This window comes from Dehalobacter sp. DCA (assembly GCF_000305775.1).
Taxonomy (GTDB): domain Bacteria; phylum Bacillota; class Desulfitobacteriia; order Desulfitobacteriales; family Syntrophobotulaceae; genus Dehalobacter; species Dehalobacter alkaniphilus.
In genome coordinates this window covers 676412-695184 of record NC_018866.1, presented here as the reverse complement: position 1 = coordinate 695184, position 18773 = coordinate 676412, and the positions used below count along the sequence as shown (strand labels likewise).

Below are 18773 nucleotides of genomic sequence, written 5' to 3'. Positions count from 1 at the left end.
GGGGTCCCCAAGAACTAACATAACAGCATACTTGGGAAATAGTATTGGCAGCAAACATTCTGCTTGCTGTGATGTTTACATGGCTGGTAAGCGACGATCGATTGATGTTTTGGTGTCATCAGGGTGAGGTGTAAAAAATGGCGAGTACCATCCGTTTTGTGCATTGTGCCGGATTTCAATTTGACAGCCGTTCTTGGGAAGGACCGGCTTGCTGGACAGCAATGCGTAATCAGGACTTATGGCATACCTTCGAAGCCGTCTTGACGCTTTGTCAAAAAGAAAAAGTGGATTTTCTGTATGTGACAGGGGATTTATTCGACCAAGAGAATGCGCGTAAAGAAACGGTCGAACGTGTCTACAGATCGTTCTCCGGCTTGAAGGACACCCGTGTCTTTATCACTCCTGGGGATCAGGATCCTTTGGTCATCTCTTCGGCCTACCGTTTTGCTGAATGGCCCGGTAATGTTCATATCTTTGCGGGGGGCGTCAGCCATATTGAAATTCCGGCCAAAGGGACTGTCATCTATGGCTCGGGATGGACGAATTACCGTCAGGAGCTGATTGATCTGGGGATGATTCAGCCTGCCTTACACAACGCACCTATTCAGATGATGCTGCTCCATGCAGAGATAGCGTCCCCACAAAATACGGATAGGTTTATTCCTCTGGAGCCAGAGGCGATTACAGCAAGTGGTTTAACCTATCTGGCGTTAGGGCATCAGCAGAAATTCAGTGGGCTGCATCAGATCGGTGATACTTTCTGGGCAGATTGCGGATCCCCTGAAGCCAGGAGTTTTCAGGACAGCGGGCCGCATGGCGTGCTTTTTGGAGAAACAGACGGGAAATTGACACAGGTTGATTTTGTGGAACTTGGCAGACGGAACTACATTGAAAAGTTCTGGCCGCAGGCGGCTGAACCCAAAGAGATTGCTAGCGGGCTTTTGGCGGATACAACGAAAGAAGAACGGCAAAGAGATTTGTTCCGGATTGTTCTGTCTGGGCCATATCCGGATCCGGAAAGTACAGTCCAGACTTTGCATCAGCTTCTCTCCGAAGACTTCAGCTACTTTGAGGTTTGCCATACATCCCAGTCTGGTCCGGCTCTTTGCGCCGATGGCAATGTTATAAGACGCCAAACCAACGGCTTCCCGGATTTAAGCGAAGTATTCAGGAGAGATATCCAAAAACGCCTTTCTTCAGAAAACCGGCCTGAAGAACAGCGGCGTTGGGAATTGGTTCAGAAAATTGGATTGGCTGCAATCAGTCAGGGACGGGAAGATTATGAGGATTGATAAGATCGGGCTGCAGGGGCATCCACTGCTCGGGGATACAGAGTGGTCCTTGCCCGGGGATTTTACGGTGCTGTATCTGGAGGAACCCGAGCTGGCAAAAGCTTTGTATCAATTACTGCAGGAATACTATGACGACCGGGTATCGGCAGTACCGTCAGACAAGCGGAAAAGACAAGGATTGGCAGAAATCCTGCTTTCCGGTGAACAGACAGGTTTGAATATGACTTTTGAGGCAATCCGGCAGGGCGGCTTTATTGGCTGGCCGGATACCAATAAGCATGGTTTGTACCGAAGGGTCTCCAATCTCCAGCAGGTCGGAAATGAAGAGCTTTCCCTGGTACGGGTGCATGACGCCCTGGCCAGAGCAAAGGAACGCATCGAAGAACAGGCGGATGGAATGGCTCAGGTTAAAGCCGAGTATGATGCGTTAAGAAGAGATTGGGAAGAGGCAAGCCACCGGAAGGAGGAACAGCGCTTTCTGCAAATCGAAATTAAGAACCTGCAGGCTGAACAGCATCTTATGACGGAGAAAATTGCTGAGATGGAAAAAATTCAGCAGCGGCTTGTTATCCTGAGAGAGAACCTTGATTACCGTGAATTGCGCCGTCTGCAGGGTGAACTTGCCAGCCTCGAAGAACTGCGCAGGGATACCGGGATTCGATTGGCGGCCGTTGTTCAGGATAAACAGGTTGACTGGAACATGATTGAAGGTTTGCGGGAAGAGTGTTATGCCTGGGCCTTGATTCAAAAAGAGGCGGAACAGGGCGAAGCTTTGATCACCCAGCAGACTCAGGCCATCAACGAGCTTCAGGATTCACTAAGATCATCCGGCTATCGGCAACTGCCGGAAAATGAGGAGGAGTACTTACGCAACACTGAAGAAGAGCTTCGTGCCGCGCAGAAGGAACTTGAAAGCTTTGCCGGTTTGGCTGATACCGTGAAGGAACTGGAAGGGTCCCTTTATGAAGAAAAAGCCAAACTCAAAAAATATGCGCTGATTGCCGGTGTGACTGACAAAGACCAACGTTCACTTGCCCGATCATACACACGCTTGAAAAAATGGCAGGACTCTGTACTCGGACGCATGATTGACCGGAGGGTTATCCGGCGGTCCGGCGCAGTCAGCATCGAAGACAGATTGGCTTCGCGTCTGACAAAGCTTCTGCAAAAATATCAAGCTGCAGACTATCAAGAATTCATACGGCAGATCGAAGCGTACCAGAATCAGAGACAGGCCACAGACCGGATCCAGACGGATTATAACCTGATCAGGAAACGGGTTAAAAGGGAAAAGGAACTGCACAGAATCATCCTGTCCCGCAGTCAACGGCTGCAAAAAGCTTTTGAGATAGTCAAGGCTTCCGATTTTCCATCCTGGAAAAGCGGTTGGGACGAGTACCGGCAGAAAAACAGCCATAGTGCGGAAATGCTTCAGACGCGGCAGGCACAGACAGGACAACAGCAGGAAACAGAACAGAAACTGCAGGAATATGCATCACAGCTGCGCGAAAAATTACAGAACCGAATCTCGTCTGATGCCGATATTGACGAGGTCCTTGAGGCTGTGCTGCTGATTGCGCGTGAACTGCGGATCAAAGAAGAAACTGAAAAAGAATATGATTTGCTGAAGAAACAGTATGATATCGCCTTAAATAAGCGGAATCTGGATCAATTGTCCAGAACTTTGGAACCGCTTGCCGAACTGGAACGTGAAGCATGTCTGCCGGAAAAAGAAAGGTTGGCCGCCCTCGCGGCTTCCCGCCAGGCGCTTTCAGAGAAAAACAGCCGGCTTCAGAAGATCCGTAAAGACCTTCAGGACAGTCAGGCTGTGAAAATTGACCATGACTTGGAGAAAAAACTCGGGAGCGTAAAACAGCAATGGCAGACCTATCAAGAATTACAGCATACCCTTGATGATACGGCGGAACTGCTTGAAGCCTCGCTGCAAAAATGGCAGGCCGAGAACGGCACTGTTCTAAAGATTAAAGCACAGCGGTTTTTGAGACGGGTATTTGCGTTGAACCTGTCGGATAAAAAAGAACTGATGATGGCCGAAGCCTATTCGTATTATTTTGCTTATCGTCTGGCCCTTGCCGAAGCCGCCCTTGAGGACAGCAGCACTGAGATTCCTCTGTTCTTTCTGGCCGGATCAATGAACGGAACCGAGAGATTTTGGAAGAAAGCACTGGCTTACCTGCAGGAACTATCACACTTGCGTCAGGTTATTTTCTGCACGGCGGATGCCAGATTGCGAAAAATGGCCGATGAGCTCTGCTGAAAGCTGCAATATCCAACAGAAAGGGGAAGTAATTCTGTCTAGATCAACAGAGAAAGTTGTTAAATCAAAGGATGTCTTCGCTAAATCGACAGAAATTACGGATTCACTATTAGCCTGGTATGACCAAAATAAAAGGGATCTTCCCTGGAGAAGAACGAACGACCCCTATGCGGTCTGGCTGTCGGAAATCATGCTTCAGCAAACACGGGTCGATACGGTTATAGATTATTACCTGAGGTTCCTGGAACGGTTCCCGGATATTTGCAGTCTGGCTGACGCAGATGAAGAAGACGTTTTAACCTTATGGAAAGGTCTCGGCTACTACCGTCGGGCCAGGAACCTTCATCAAGCTGCCGTCGTGGTCCGCGACAGGTACAGTGGGAATTTTCCGCGCACTTATCCGGAAATCCGCGCTTTGCCAGGAATCGGTGACTATACGGCTGGGGCTATTGCAAGCATCGCCTACAATCTGCCTTATCCGGCTGTCGATGGGAATGTTCTGCGGGTCATAACCCGTCTGCTTGGACTTGAAGCTGACATCAGTCAGCAAAAAACTCAAAAGCAAATTGCTGAAATGATTAGAGAAATGATTCCCAAAGATAGGGCGGGCGAATTTACCCAGGCACTGATGGAACTTGGCGCAATGTGCTGTACACCCAATACTCCCGGTTGCCGGGACTGTCCCTGGTGTACCGTCTGTACTGCCCATCGTACGCACAGGGAGACTGTCCTGCCGGTTAAGAAGAAAGCAAAAAAAGCGGCCCGCTTCGATTACTGGACGGCGCTTGTCTATAACGACGGGGATATTCTAATGGAGTACCGCAGCAATACACAGCTGCTCGGCAACATGTGGGGACTGCCGCTCGTAAACAAGGAATCCGGTCCTTCTGCGGAAGAACTGTACCGTAGGGAATGGGAGTTAGATCTCCGATTTATTAAACACTTGGGCAGCGTTCGGCATGTTTTCACACATCAGGTCTGGCAAATGGATGTCATTTTGTTTTCGCTTAAGCCGGACTCAGAAGTAAAATCAGGGCTTGCCTGGATTTCCAGGGAGAAACTGAAGAACCTGCCGATTCCAAAAGCATTTCAAAAAGTACTTCAGCTTATGATATAATAATAAATTGTATAACTTTCGTTAAATTTCAGCTTAAACTATTGGAGAGAGAAAAGTGGAACTACAAGGCGTCTATAATCAACTGGGGATTTTGTTTTTAACGATTTTGCTGGGTTATGTCCTGGCTAAAGTGAAAATTATCCCGCCGGCAGCAACTCAGGTTTTTTCTAAATTTGTCCTGACAATTGCACTTCCGGCCCTGATCCTGTCCGGGATGAGAGTTTCTTTTACTACGGAGAGGTTGCATACGGCACTTTTTGTTTTCTTGCTTACGATACCCTGTTACGGTCTTGCCTTTCTCGTCGGGAAACTGACAGCGAAGATCCTGACCAAAGATCTGACCAGAGAAGCCATCTTTAATTTCGGAATTGTTTTTGCAAATACAGGCTTTTTAGGCTTTCCGATATTTCAGGCGCTCTATGGCAAAGAAGCCATATTTTATGCTGCGATCTACAATATTATGTTCAACTTGTTGTTGTATACGCTCGGCATTAAAATTATGAATACGGATAAAACCGGGCATCCTGCAAGGCTAAACCTGAAAAAGGTTATTAATCCGGGCGTGGGTGCGAGTATCATTGGGTTCATTTTATTTATCACCGCTGTTCCGCTGCCCGAATTCATGACCGGCACGATCGATGCGATCGGAAATACCTGTGTTCCTCTGTCAATGCTGACCATCGGGGCGACATTAAGTGAACTGCCGCTCCAAAAGATGTTCAGTGATATCGGCATTTATATCCTGTCGGTCGTCAGATTGCTTGTGATGCCGTTATTAACCCTGGTTTTGGTCAAATATATCTTTCGGATTGATCAGATGTGGCTGATTGCCATCCCGGTCATCATGGCCGGCATGCCTATTGCGACCAATACGGTTTTAATGGCGATTGAATATAAGAATGATGCACGTCTGGCATCACAGACGGTGCTGATTTCAACCTTGCTTAGCTGTTTATCAATCCCATTGCTGATACTTGTGCTGTCCCATTTTTAACAGCATCCCTTTTGTAATGTATAGAATAGCCATAATTTGGATAAAATGTTCCTATATCATGTAAGGGAGGATCCGTATGGGCGACAAAAATCCAAAAAATATTAAGAAACAAAAAAAGAAAAAAACGGAAAAGAAACCAGAAGCGCTTAATCCAGAAAATAATCTGTAAAACTTGTAACGATAAAACTCAATATTTCTGTACTGTTTTTAACAATACCAGAGTCTCCAAATTAATGTTTGGACCCTGGTATTTTTTTATCCGGACTCATCCGTGGCATATTATTCGCAAATTTTTGCGGGTACATTCGTTGTGGTTCTATCCAACATCATGTAAAATGGTATTTATCAGAAAAACGCATCGACATGATTTTCAAACTGTTTCATGGGGTGATTGGATGGAAGACTTTCAGGAAAAGCGGAAGTATTTCCGTGTCGATTTGATCAATGATATTCCAGCCACAGCGAAGATTTCCTCGATTAACAACCGGAAGGTCGAAGTGGAGAAAACATTTCCGATTGCAATCCTGGATTTGAGCACAGGCGGGATATATGCTTTTATCCCAGTGGATATTCCTGTCAATATTGTAATTATCGATATCATGTTTACGTTTGAAAATGAAGAATTCTCATTTAATGCGCTGATTATTCGCAAGACCCCCAAAGATGACGGCTTTGAATACGGGATGAAATTCCTTTTTCATTCCCAGAAAGATGAAAGCCGGATCACCCGATGTCTGAATCAATATAAAATCAAGCACACCCGCTTTATGAAGATTCAGCTTGATTTACGCAAACAGAAATACATCGGATGCTTTGTCAAGGGCTTGGAGCTGATCGAAGAACCGGCTTATCTGATTACGAGCCGCCGGATCGTTGTCGCCACAAATAAGGCGGCACAGGACAGCGGTGTCAAACTTGGCGAACGCTGTTATTCCACGGTCGCCAAACGGCATCATGCCTGCCCATTCTGCCGGCTGGAAGATGCCAAAAAAGCGGATCATCTTCTCGAGACAAATGCCGTTGTGCAGGAACAAAGCTGTAAGGCCCGCTGGCTGTACCTCGAGGATCACTACATGATCCACTATTTCACGCGAAAGGAAGGCTTGAAAGATGAATGAAAAGGTGAGGGATATTGCCGAGAGAATTAAAGGCTTAAGATTACTTACCGGTTGGGCCGAAGAAGAGGCTGCACGTAAAATCGGACTGCCTGTCCAAGAATATCTGAAGTATGAAAAAGGCGAAGATGATATTCCGATCAGTATTCTCTATGAAATTGCCGATTGTTATCAGGTTGATTTAACGGATGTTCTTACCGGTGTCTCGCCCAAACTGCATGATGTCTGCTTCATCAAAAAGGGACAGGGACTCAAAGTTGAACGGTATGACCAGTATGATTTCCAGAGTCTGGCTTATCAGTACGTTAACAGAAAAATTGAACCGCTGCTGGTGACCCTGGATGCAGAAAATAGTCCTGAACTTGTTTCCCATCACGGACAGGAATTTAACTTCTGTCTGGAAGGCAAGATGAAAGTCATCATTGGCAGTATGGAATATGTGTTGGACCCGGGAGACTCTCTGTATTTTAATTCCTTGATTCCACATAAAATGCTGGCCCTCGAAAAAAGATCAGCAAAATTTTTGACCGTCATACTTTTATAAAGGATGTGAACAGATGAACCTCGCTTCAAGATATATCGGGAAAACCGATTTTGATTCTTATGAAGATTTTTGTGCGAATTATCAAGTGAAAGTACCTGACAATTTTAATTTTGCGTATGATATCGTCGATGAATATGGCCGTCTGGAACCAGAGCGTCCAGCGCTGGTCTGGTGCGACGACCATGGTAATGAACGGATCTTTACCTTTGCCGACCTGAAAAAATACTCGGATAAAACGGCGAACATGTTAAGCGAAGCCGGGATCCGCAAAGGCGACAAAGTCATGCTGATTCTGAGAAGGCGTTATGAAGTGTACATAGCGATTCTGGCTCTGGCCAAAATCGGCGCGATCTATATTCCTTCTTCCAATCAGCTTACGCAGAAGGATATTATTTATCGAAATAATGCCGCATCGATTAAAGCGATCATTGCCTATCATGATCCGGTAATTCTCGACCATGTCGAAGCTTCCAGGGAAGAATCGTCAACGCTCGAAACGCTGTTTCTAGTTGGGGCCCGGCGTCCCGGCTGGGTTGATTTTGACAGCAGCATGGAGGCTGCTTCCGAAAACTGGGTCCGGCCAACAGGTGCTGATGCGACAACGAATGACGACACAATGATCATCTATTTCACGTCAGGGACCACGAGCATGCCCAAAATGGCCATTCAGAGCTTCACCTATCCGCTTGGTCATATTGTGACGGCTAAATACTGGCAGCGCGTCGTGGACGGCGGGCTTCACCTTACGGTTTCCGATTCCGGCTGGGCTAAATTCGGCTGGGGGAAAATTTACGGCCAGTGGATTTGCGGCGCAGTGCAGTTTGTCTATGATATGGACAAGTTTATCCCTGAAAAGCTTTTGGAAATGATGCAAAAATATAAGCTGTCCACGTTTTGTGCACCGCCGACAATTTATCGCTTCCTGCTTGAACACAATCTTGAAAAATATAACCTGTCCTCGATTGTTCACTGCTCCACAGCCGGAGAGCCCTTAAATCCGGATGTCTTTAACCGTTTTAAAAGCATTACCGGCTTAAGCATCTTAAACGGATTTGGCCAGAGCGAGACGACCGTGCTGGTTGCCAATTTTGAATGGCTGGATATTTATCCAGGAGCGATGGGCAAACCGAATCCAGCCTACAAGATTGATGTGGTCGATGAAAACGGAGCTCCATGCCCTCCGGGAGTCGAAGGAGAACTGGTTATCCGCGAGGCTGATTCCAATAAGCCTGCCGGATTGTTCTGCGGGTACTACATGGATGAAACTGCTACCAATAAAGTGTGGTATGACGATACGTACCACACAGGGGATATGGCCTACTGGGATGAACACGGCTTTTTATGGTTTGTTGGCCGCAATGACGATGTCATTAAGGCTTCCGGCTACAGGATCAGTCCTTTTGAAGTTGAAAGTGCACTAATTGAGCATCCCGCAGTCGTGGAGTGTGCTGTTACCGGCGCGCCGGATGCCGTCAGGGGAACGGTCGTCAAAGCGACTGTTGTGCTGGCCAAAGGCTATACGGCCTCTGAATTGCTAAAAAAAGAGATCCAGGACTATGTCAAAAAGGTGACAGCTCCGTATAAATACCCGAGAATTCTCGAATTTGTCGACGAACTGCCGAAGACGATCGGCGGCAAGATCAAACGCGCCCAGATCCGGCGTGAAGACACGGAAAAGTTTCAAGATAAAGAATAACTTTAACGTATACCCATCAATCATTGAATATTGTCTGATGCACCCCACAATTATCGTGGGGTGATTTTATGCCTTGAAAAGTGGTTGGATTTTCATGTAAAATGAACCATAAATAATCATCATGACAAAAGTTGATTTGAAAGTAATGATGGATATATGTTGTTACTAAAGAAAGGATAAACTGATGTTTCCGAGCGATATAAACTATAGAATGCCTGCGGAATGGGCCAGACACGAACGTACCTTTATTTCCTGGCCGGTCGGGGTATCAATGTGTCATCCGGAAAATTACGAGGTTGTTTGCGAGGGTTATACCGACATTATTCGAGCTATCGGGGAATTTGAACCCGTCACCGTATTGGTAAACCCCGACGAACGGTCCCTGCTCGAAGGCCGCTTTCGGAACAGGCAGATCGAGCTCCTGCCGTTGGCGCATAATGATGCCTGGCTTCGGGATAACGGGCCGACGTTTATCGTCAATGATCAGGGAGATATAGCCGGCATCAACTGGCACTTCAATGCCTGGGGCGGCAAATATCCGGACTGGGATCTGGACAACCAGGTCGCGCCGCAAATATTGAAGCACCTCGGCTTGAAACCGTTTGATGCGCCGCTGATTATGGAAGGCGGCTCGCTGCACGTGGACGGAGAAGGTACACTCTTGACAACGGCCGAATGCCTGCTCAATCCGAACCGCAACCCTGATCTTTCCCGGGAGCAGATTACGGAACTATTGAAGAAATATTTAAGTATCCACAAAGTCATCTGGCTGGAAAAAGGCTTATGTGGAGATGAAACAGACGGACATGTCGACAATATCGCCTGTTTTGCTTCGCCTGGCAAAATCCTGATTCAGGTCTGTGATGACCCTTGCGATCCGAATTATGCGATTACCCGGGAAAACCTCGCGGTGTTAAACCGGGAAACGGATGCCAGAGGAAGAACCTTTGAAATCATCCCAATACAGCAGCCTCCCGCCGTATTTGCCGACGGTAAACGTCTGACGCTGAGTTATCTGAACTTTTACTTTGTCAACGGCGGAATTATTTTACCTGTATTTGGCGGCCAGGCTGCCGAAGCAGATGCCCTGGCTATTCGGACCCTGAGCGGGATCTTTCCGGAAAGACGGATCCGCACCATTAATGGAATGGCAATTATTGGGGAAGGCGGCAATGTTCACTGTACAACCCAGCAGATGCCTGCGGTAAAACGTTTAAGGTGAATGTATGAATTACCCAACAATATATACCAAAAGTTGAAATAAAAATATAAATGAAGAGGAGAGCGTAACAGATACATCTTTTATATGTTGCGCTCTTCTGCGTTGTGGTTTTTTTCTGCATCATGTAAAATAGAAAATGCATACAAATTAACAAAATAGTAGAAACACCTGTAAGATCAGGTTCAGAACACACCGAAATCAGGCAGTTGGGAAGGAATATTAACGATGAGAAACGTCAAAGTGGCAGCAACCCAGATGCGCTGCACCAGTAACGTTGAAGAAAATATTGCCGGAGCGGAGACACTGGTCAGGGAGGCGGCAGCCCGGGGAGCGCAAATTATCCTGCTGCAGGAACTCTTTGAGACCCCGTATTTCTGCCAGAAAGAAAAATCTGATTTTTACGTTTATGCTGCTGAGCTAGAAAACAATCAAGCAGTCAAACATTTCCGGAAAATTGCCAGAGAGCTGGAGATCGTCCTGCCGATCAGCTTTTATGAGAAGAAAAACTATGCACGCTATAATACGATTGCCATGATCGATGCCGACGGTGAGATCCTCGGCAAATACAGAAAGAGTCATATCCCCGACGGACCAGGCTATGAGGAGAAATTCTATTTTAACCCCGGTGACACAGGCTTTAAAGTCTGGCAGACGCGCTACGCCACGATTGGGGTCGGCATCTGCTGGGATCAATGGTACCCGGAAGCTGCCCGCTGCATGACCTTGATGGGGGCTGAGATCCTGTTATATCCGACAGCCATCGGTTCAGAACCGCTAGATCAGACGGTTGATTCCAAAGACCATTGGCAGGCCTGCATGCTCGGCCATGCTGCCGCGAACCTGATCCCGGTGGTCGCATCCAACCGGATTGGTGTCGAGGAACAGGATGATTCCAAAATCACCTTCTATGGTTCTTCTTTCATTGCCGGGCCGCAGGGCAATAAGATAGCGGAGGCCGGACGAAACGAAGAAACTGTTCTAGTCGCGGAATTTGATCTGGACCAACTCGAGGTTCAGCGGCTGGAGTGGGGGATATTTAGAGACCGCCGGCCTGATTTATATGGAAGGATTTCTTCCTACGACGGGGAACTTTATTTATCAAAATAATCCATTATCTAACATGAATTTGTAGTTCTTAAATCTCGAGTACTTTATTAACCTTTATAAGGTGAGAGGAGGCTCTATATGAACAAAAGCGGCTTATTTTGGGGAATCATTCTAATCCTTACAGGAGGCTTGCTGCTTATAGATAATCTTGGCAACTGGCAAATCTTCAGTATGGAATTTCTTTGGCCGGTATTGATCCTTATTCTCGGTCTTGCTTTTGAATTCAACTATTTCAGTAAGAAAGAAAGCCCCGGATTGCTAGTTCCCGGTGGTATCCTTACCGTTATTGGTCTGTTGTTCATCTTTGAGACTTTTACGCACTGGCAGTTTTCCGGATATACCTGGCCGGTCTATCCGCTGGCTGTTGCAGTCGGTCTGTTTCAACTCTATTTATTTTCCGGACGCCCGCGCGGTCTGCTGGTGCCTGTTTTTATTCTAACCGCTGTAGCGTGCATATCCTTTACTGGGATGTTTGTAACGTCAATTCAGCGCTATATAGATCTAGGCCTGGTGGTCCCGATCCTGCTGATTCTGGCAGGTCTTATCCTGATCATCCAAAGGAAAAAAACATGAACTAAATTTGAAAACCATGTAAAAAGAATCTGATCTGGATGATAATATCTATTGCATAATATTAATCAAATAAATGTATGAATATTCAGAGTCTGACTATTCATACATTTATTGATTATTCATACATTTATTGATTATTCATACATTTATTGATTATTCATACATTTATTGACAGATTTCGTGTATTTTACTATAATTAAGTTAAAATCATATGATCCATTGGCAAACCTGTTGAAAAGCAGGGACGCAAAGCTACGAGTCTAAGTGCTGAAGCATATTGACAGTCGGGTTGCACACAGAAGATGAAAACCGCGGCTGCTTTGGCCGCGATTTTTTTTTCTGAGGAGGGGATTTAATGTGACAGCGGATTCGATCGTCGCAGGCAGTATTTCGATTACCCTGGTCTTGTTGATATCTTACGGCTTTTTATATTTTTCCGAGAAAAAACACTATTTCTTGGCATGGAGCCTTTCTATTGTAATGATGATGATTACCTATCTTTCCAGAATTGCATTGCTGGAAACCGGCAGCCAGTCGCTGGTGCTTCCAATTATCAACTATGCCTCTTCGATTGCAGGCTACTGGCTGGTATTCAAGGGTACGCAGCTATTTTTTAAGAAAAGCTATCCAGTGTTCTGGGATATCAGCGCAGGTTTTTTGATCCTTACTTTTATATGTATTACTGTCCAAGGACTCCCGACAACCGCTCTTTTACTTCTGTCTGTTGTCTGCATCATCGCATTGTTGTCCAAAGCAGCTATTACATGTTTTAAAGCAAAAACACCCCAAAGCTCGATCAGAATAATGCTTGGCTATACCTATATTTTTTGGGCCTTGTCGATTTTACTTTACCCGTTGTGCAAATTTATGAAGGTCATTCCATCATCTGTCGGTTATTTAGTTGCCGGCGTTGTTGGTCTGCTTGCTTATCTCAATATGCAGGCCCTGTACTTCCAAAGCATCCGGGAGGAGCTCGAAAGCAAAGAAGCTAATATCAGGCACCTTATTGTTTATGACAAATTAACCGGCGCCTACAGCCGTACTTATTTTGAAAACACGCTGGAAAATTTCCTGAAGAAAACCCTCATGCCTGCAACATTGGTCATGGGGGATTTTAATGGTCTGAAACTGATCAACGACACCTTTGGTCATGAAAAAGGGGATGAATTGCTTGCTGACGGGATCAGAATCATGCAAGAGACGATTGGCACTGAGAATGTGATTATCCGATGGGGCGGGGACGAATTTATCATTATCATGCCTGGTGTGCCGCTTGATCAGGCCGGCGTGCTTTTAAACAATATCAAAAACAATTTAAAAATCTCCCGCCCGCAAACGGTACCAATAGATATCTCGTTTGGCCTGACGGTTTATGAGAACAGGGAACAACCCCTGGCAAAAATGATCAGCCAGGCTGAGGAAAAAATGTATAGCAACAAACTAAATGAAAGCAAGAAATCTCGCCTTGCCATCATCGAGTTCCTGGAAAAACTGCTCTGGGAAAAAGATTATCAGACGGAAGCCCATGTCATGAGGCTGAAAAGTCTGGTCAGTAAATTCGGCAATCAGATCGGCTTGTCCTCAAGAGAGATCGTCGAACTGGTCCAGGTTGCGATGCTGCATGATATCGGCAAGATCGGTGTTCCGGGGGAAATCTTAAAAAAACAAGGCGAATTGACCCCGGAAGAATGGAGCATTATGAAAAAACATTCCGAAATCGGCTATCGGATCACGCAGTCGTCCAGGGAATTAGCGCATGTCTCAGAAGCCGTTCTCGGTCATCATGAATGGTGGAATGGAAAAGGTTACCCGCAGGGGCTGAAAGAAGATGAAATCCCGCTGTTCTCGAGGATTGTATCCATTGTTGATTCCTACGATGTGATCACGCATGAAAGGCCTTATAAACGGGCCATGGACCCGTATAGTGCACTTGTAGAAATCAATAAATGCGCCGGCAAACAATTTGATCCATATCTGGTTACTGTTTTTAACAAGATTATGCAGGAATCCCTTGTTGTGAATGATAGGTAACTTAATAAACTTAATGGAGGAAATCAACATGATTTTAACAACGACACCGTCCGTAGAAGGACGCAGGATCACCGAATATTACGGGGTGATTACCGGAGAAGCCATTATGGGAGCTAATATTGTCCGCGATATTTTTGCGAGTATCACCGATGTGATCGGCGGTCGTTCCGGCACCTATGAAGAGAAACTGCAGGAAGCCCGCAATATCGCCTTGCGAGAAATGGAAGACCGGGCGTTCCAGATGGGTGCTAATGCCGTAGTCGGCATCGACCTGGATTATGAAGTCATCGGAGCCAACGGCAGCATGCTGATGGTCAGCGCTTCCGGAACCGCCGTAAGAGTAGAGTAGTTCCAATGGAGGTTAATATGATAAGGATAACTCAAAATCAAATTGAACCAGCTGCTAAGCTTCTGACAGAGTGTTTTATTGATGATCCCTTAACTATTTTGCAAACAAAAGGGATAACAAATGAGAAAGAATTTCTAAAAAAGCTATTCCAGGTGCAATTAGATATATTTGAAAAAACAAGAGATGTTTATTCGCTAGACAATAAGTTAAATTCTATCATTATAGGCTACGAAAAAAAGAAATCTAAATTGTTAAAGCAACTTATACTAAGTATACAGGCGTCATCAAAATTACGACACCAAATTAGTAAAGCGGATTTTAAATTATATACAGATAACGTTAAAACTGTATCTAAAGCTATTGATCTAAACTGGCAAAAACAATTTATCACAAAGAACTATTATCATATAAATGTAATTGTTGTTGCCCAAGAAGAACGGGGCAAAGGTAACTTAAGGGCATTGATTACCCCCATTGTTAAGCATTGTAATGAAAATAATATTCCAATAATCTTAGAAACTGTTAATTCTAAACAAATTGCAATATATGAGCATTTTGGATTTAACTTAATTAAAACTATGTCAGATAGCCATACCGGACTAAATCAATATTGTTTTATCAAATATCCTAATTCTTAAACATCTGGGGAGCCGCCATCCATGGCGGCAATTATTTATTGCATAAGATGATCCTTTTGAAGGAGAAACGCTTAAGTACCAGCATCAAATGATAGAGGCCTATGCCCGCAGCAAACGGGGCAAGGCTTTTATTTTTGTACTGTCATGGATCAAATTGTAAACTTCGACAAAACATCCCATTATTCGCTAAAGGAATATGGTGCTTTTTGAAGAATTTCCCTTATAATTGATCAAGCTGAAGGAAATGTACCAGAATGAATGAAAACTTTGACTAAAGACTACTTTCAGTAAGACAAACGGTAAATTTTTTTATTATGAAAGGGGTTTTCAGGATGAACTATGAAGGTATTGCCAATTTGGTTCATGAATGTGTCAAAGATCCCAAGAACGTGTTAACCCAGGAAAAACACCGTAAAGTTAAACCTACTGAGTTCTCTGTAATTCAGAGAGTTGTTTTCAGGGATGAAGTTTCCGGGGGTACTATTGCATTAGAAGTAGGTCCTCTAGCTACGTGGCAATAATACAATGAATCTTCAGTTTGATCAGATTATTTATACGGAAATTGATAGAATTTTAAAAATGTACGGACTCAGTGCAGAAATGGTCCGGATGATCCAAACTTCGCTTAATGCCGACAGCCCAACGGGTGAGCTATTTAAATGGGCTCATCTGACCAGTATGAGCTGTGAGTGTACAGGCGGGGATGCGGAAGCTACGCTGCCAGGGGGGATCGGTATGGAGTTCTTTGCCCTGGCAGCGGATATTTTTGACGATATTCAGGACAAGGATCATGAGGATTTGCCCTGGCGCCGGATCCCCGAGGCCAATGCCATTAATCTGGCGAATTGTCTTTTAATGCTTAGTTTTGAAGCTATAGCTGCAATACCGGATGACAGGATTTACAGGGAAGTCTGTACAGCGCTGCAGCGTATGGGAATCACGGCCAGTAACGGACAGTTCCAGGAGTTTCTCTATGCGGACAGCCCCCAGGTATCGCTGGAACAATACTTTGATATGGTAAGGCAAAAGTCAGGTAGTATTACGGCCTGTGCTTGTAAGGTAGGGGCCATTCTGGGAAACGCTACGGAACCGCTTGCAGAAACAATGGCCGAGTTTGGTCTCAATTTCGGGATTATGAATCAAATCCGTAACGATCTCAACGATTTTCTAGATTTTGAAAATAAGAAAGATTTTGTGAGCAATAAGAAAACCCTGCCGTACGTATATTTATGTCATACGCTCAAAGGCGAAACAGCCGGACAGTTTATAAGATTAACGCAAACTAACGGCGAAGGACCACAAGCATTTGGAGATAAAGAAAAACAACAGTTGAAACAAATTGCTGCCGAAGAAGGGGTTGCGCAGTACTGCACCGTGATGTTTGAGATTTACCGTCAAAAAGCCCTGGAAAATCTGGAGGAAATTCCTGTTCCGGAAAAACAAAAGGAGAAGATGATAAAACTTGTGGGATAGATTTATTAATCGGAAAATATATTATATTGCGAGTATCTTCTTTATTGTGCTGGGGCTTGTTTATTTTGTTACTTGTCTGAATCAACCCTATATCGGTATTAACCTTAAAAACATTGATGGTAACTGGCTGGTTACTATCTGTGATCCTCATGGTGAAGGATATCAATCCGGTATCCGGCTTGGGGATCAGATCCTGAAAGTTGATGGGATGGACCCGGAAAAATTTGGTTCGACACATAAATGGGGATTACTGGAACGCGCTCACACAATTAAATTTTGTACAGCAGATAGTTCGACAGTACAGCAAATTACAATAGAAAATCTGCCCGATTGGATCATGGTTTTAAGCCAAACTCCATTGTATATTATAGGTCTTGTTTTTTGGTTAGTGGGCTTTATAGCCTGGTATAAGAGGCCTTTTTTGAAAGAAGTGCGTCTTTTATTTTGGCTGCTTTGGCTATTTGCGGTGGCAATTGTTCTCACACATGCTTCCGGGTGTGCTTTACCTTTGGCTAAGGAATTAGAATATATTACATTCTCGTTGGCTCCTGTGCTTCTGATTGTTTTTACTTCAAATTTTCTATTGAATAATAAAACGAAATCAATTGGGAGTAAAATAACATTTGCTTGCTTTACAGTGATTTCGATTCTAACTGCTTTACACTCCTGGGGCTTCATACACCTACCAGACTTACTAAGAGAACTGGCTTTGTCTAATATGATTATTGGTATCATATTTTCAGTATGGAATCTGTGCCAAGCATTCCTTTTGCCCAAAGAACAACCGAAAAAAAATGAGGCTGGAATTCTCTTATCGGGAATCGTAATTGGCTTCTTTCCAAGTATATTGTTTGTTGCTCTTCCACAAATTTTTTATTTGCAGCAGCTTTTTACTGAAGTGAGTTATTTATTCATTTTGGCTATTCCGTTTTCCTTATATTACGTTATCGTGAACAAATACTTACCAGACAGCCGCAGGATATATAAAACAATAATCACAAACTTTCTTGCAGCATTCATTTTAAGCATTATTGTCCATTATTTTTTATACTTGGGTAAAATTATCAAGATAGTCAGCGCTGAATCCTATTTGGCAACATTTGTGCTATGCCTGTTGTTTTTTGTTTGCTTTTATCTTCTCCGACTAATTATCAGTAAATTATTGGAAAGGTTTAGCTTTTTCCAAACAAATATCAGCCTAAAACATAGGGTTACAGAGCTCAACAACAGCATAACCTCCCTTATCTGTGAAGACCACATTTTTGAAGAAGCAATCAAGAAGCTAGGAATTGACGGGGTGTTCATCATTGTTGAAAATGCACAGACCGGTTGCTTGAGAAAAGCGGTTGGCCGGTTTAGGAAAAACCACCAAGAACAGTCCGAATTAGAAGCGTATTTTCGTAGAAACCAAATACAAGATCTGGAAGCAAGATTTCTTTCGGACGATTGTCCCGCTGAGATTTTTGTGCCGTTTGTCTCCCATAATTCCACTTGTGGCATTTTCTTTGGGCACCGCTATTCTCATATCAAATTCGAAAAGTCCGAATTACCTTTTCTTACTTTACTTGCCGGTCAGCTGGCTTACGAAGTGCTGATGCTGCTCGTCATCGGTGACCTAACCAAGGAAATTAATAACTTGACCCTAACATCCTGGTGCTCCCGGAGAAGAAACTGGGAACTTCAGGGTATAACAAATTCCTTAATTCGGATGATTGAGCAAGACAGAGGAAGTCTGGCCAAAGAAATATTGGATGGCCCGGTACATAGTGCTCTGGATATAAGCCGCCTGCTGAAAATATTGGAAAAAGAAAATCTCGGTGATGATACGACCCAACAGGTGGTTTCCCGGATCAGAAATCAGATCAATGATCTGAACTATGATCTGAATCAAACGGTTCACAATTTGCGTCCGCTGGTTTTATCGGATTTGGGTTTAATTCCTGCCATACAATCGCTGTCTCAGGATATTATGCTAAAGGAACCAAATTTCATTATACTGGAAACAGAAGGTATTGAGTTAAATGATCGTTTTGCAGAAGACGTCGAAATAGCCGCTTACCGCTTTATACAAAAAGCAATAATCAATTCACTGCGTTATTCCGGTTCAAAGAAGCAGACAGTCCGTGTTGAACTAAGTGGAGATAAATTAGAATTAACGGTGAAGGATAATGGACAAGGTTTCGATCCTGATCAACTTGAAAAAGGATCGTTAGGCGGGGCACATTTCGGTTTAGCAATCATGAAAGAACGTATTGAGAGCCTAGGGGGACAAATGCTGATCAGTTCCGGCTTTCAGAGAGGTACAACGCTTAAAGCTACGATTCCGGTATATTAAGATACAATT

General features: G+C 44.5%; 15 protein-coding genes and 1 riboswitch. All 15 genes read left to right on the top strand.

Features of this window, described 5'->3' with window-relative positions; genetic code table 11:
• Nucleotides 1-137: 137 nt before the first annotated feature.
• Nucleotides 138-1292, top strand: coding sequence for a metallophosphoesterase family protein (locus DHBDCA_RS03335; protein ID WP_015042750.1), 1155 nt, complete (start codon nt 138-140; stop codon nt 1290-1292).
• Nucleotides 1282-3570, top strand: a complete 2289-nt coding sequence (locus DHBDCA_RS03330; RefSeq protein ID WP_015042749.1) for a hypothetical protein — start codon at nt 1282-1284, stop codon at nt 3568-3570. The genes DHBDCA_RS03335 and DHBDCA_RS03330 overlap by 11 nt, the downstream gene beginning before the upstream one ends.
• Nucleotides 3557-4687 (top strand): A/G-specific adenine glycosylase, encoded by a 1131-nt coding sequence (mutY, locus tag DHBDCA_RS03325; protein WP_015042748.1) that lies wholly within the window; start codon nt 3557-3559, stop codon nt 4685-4687. Before DHBDCA_RS03330 ends, mutY begins: the two co-directional genes overlap by 14 nt.
• A gap of 55 nt (nt 4688-4742) precedes the next feature.
• Nucleotides 4743-5681 carry an AEC family transporter gene (locus DHBDCA_RS03320; protein ID WP_015042747.1) on the top strand — a complete coding sequence of 313 codons (939 nt, stop codon included), beginning with the start codon at nt 4743-4745 and terminating at the stop codon, nt 5679-5681.
• Nucleotides 5682-6076: 395 nt separating this feature from the next.
• A complete protein-coding gene (locus DHBDCA_RS03315; RefSeq protein WP_015042746.1) occupies nt 6077-6799 on the top strand; it encodes a PilZ domain-containing protein in 723 nt (240 codons plus the stop codon).
• Nucleotides 6792-7340 carry a helix-turn-helix domain-containing protein gene (locus DHBDCA_RS03310; protein ID WP_015042745.1) on the top strand — a complete coding sequence of 183 codons (549 nt, stop codon included), beginning with the start codon at nt 6792-6794 and terminating at the stop codon, nt 7338-7340. Before DHBDCA_RS03315 ends, DHBDCA_RS03310 begins: the two co-directional genes overlap by 8 nt.
• 13 nt (nt 7341-7353) lie before the next feature.
• Nucleotides 7354-9036 (top strand): AMP-binding protein, encoded by a 1683-nt coding sequence (locus tag DHBDCA_RS03305; protein WP_015042744.1) that lies wholly within the window; start codon nt 7354-7356, stop codon nt 9034-9036.
• A gap of 184 nt (nt 9037-9220) precedes the next feature.
• Nucleotides 9221-10258 (top strand): agmatine deiminase family protein, encoded by a 1038-nt coding sequence (locus DHBDCA_RS03300; protein WP_015042743.1) that lies wholly within the window; start codon nt 9221-9223, stop codon nt 10256-10258.
• A 225-nt stretch (nt 10259-10483) separates the two neighbouring features.
• The gene (aguB, locus tag DHBDCA_RS03295) at nt 10484-11365 is read left to right on the top strand and encodes an N-carbamoylputrescine amidase (RefSeq protein ID WP_015042742.1); all 882 of its coding nucleotides are present in this window, start codon (nt 10484-10486) and stop codon (nt 11363-11365) included.
• Nucleotides 11366-11443: 78 nt separating this feature from the next.
• The gene (locus DHBDCA_RS03290) at nt 11444-11938 is read left to right on the top strand and encodes a LiaI-LiaF-like domain-containing protein (protein WP_015042741.1); all 495 of its coding nucleotides are present in this window, start codon (nt 11444-11446) and stop codon (nt 11936-11938) included.
• A 211-nt stretch (nt 11939-12149) separates the two neighbouring features.
• Nucleotides 12150-12235, top strand: a riboswitch (cyclic di-GMP riboswitch).
• Nucleotides 12236-12295: 60 nt separating this feature from the next.
• On the top strand, nt 12296-13969 hold the full coding sequence (locus DHBDCA_RS03285; RefSeq protein ID WP_015042740.1) for a diguanylate cyclase: 1674 nt from the start codon (nt 12296-12298) through the stop codon (nt 13967-13969).
• Nucleotides 13970-13997: 28 nt separating this feature from the next.
• A complete protein-coding gene (locus DHBDCA_RS03280; protein WP_015042739.1) occupies nt 13998-14318 on the top strand; it encodes a heavy metal-binding domain-containing protein in 321 nt (106 codons plus the stop codon).
• A gap of 17 nt (nt 14319-14335) precedes the next feature.
• Nucleotides 14336-14956, top strand: coding sequence for a GNAT family N-acetyltransferase (locus DHBDCA_RS03275; RefSeq protein ID WP_015042738.1), 621 nt, complete (start codon nt 14336-14338; stop codon nt 14954-14956).
• Between the two features lie 525 nt (nt 14957-15481).
• Nucleotides 15482-16429, top strand: coding sequence for a polyprenyl synthetase family protein (locus DHBDCA_RS03265; RefSeq protein ID WP_015042737.1), 948 nt, complete (start codon nt 15482-15484; stop codon nt 16427-16429).
• Nucleotides 16419-18764 carry an ATP-binding protein gene (locus DHBDCA_RS03260; RefSeq protein WP_015042736.1) on the top strand — a complete coding sequence of 782 codons (2346 nt, stop codon included), beginning with the start codon at nt 16419-16421 and terminating at the stop codon, nt 18762-18764. The genes DHBDCA_RS03265 and DHBDCA_RS03260 overlap by 11 nt, the downstream gene beginning before the upstream one ends.
• The last annotated feature ends 9 nt before the right edge of the window (nt 18765-18773 follow it).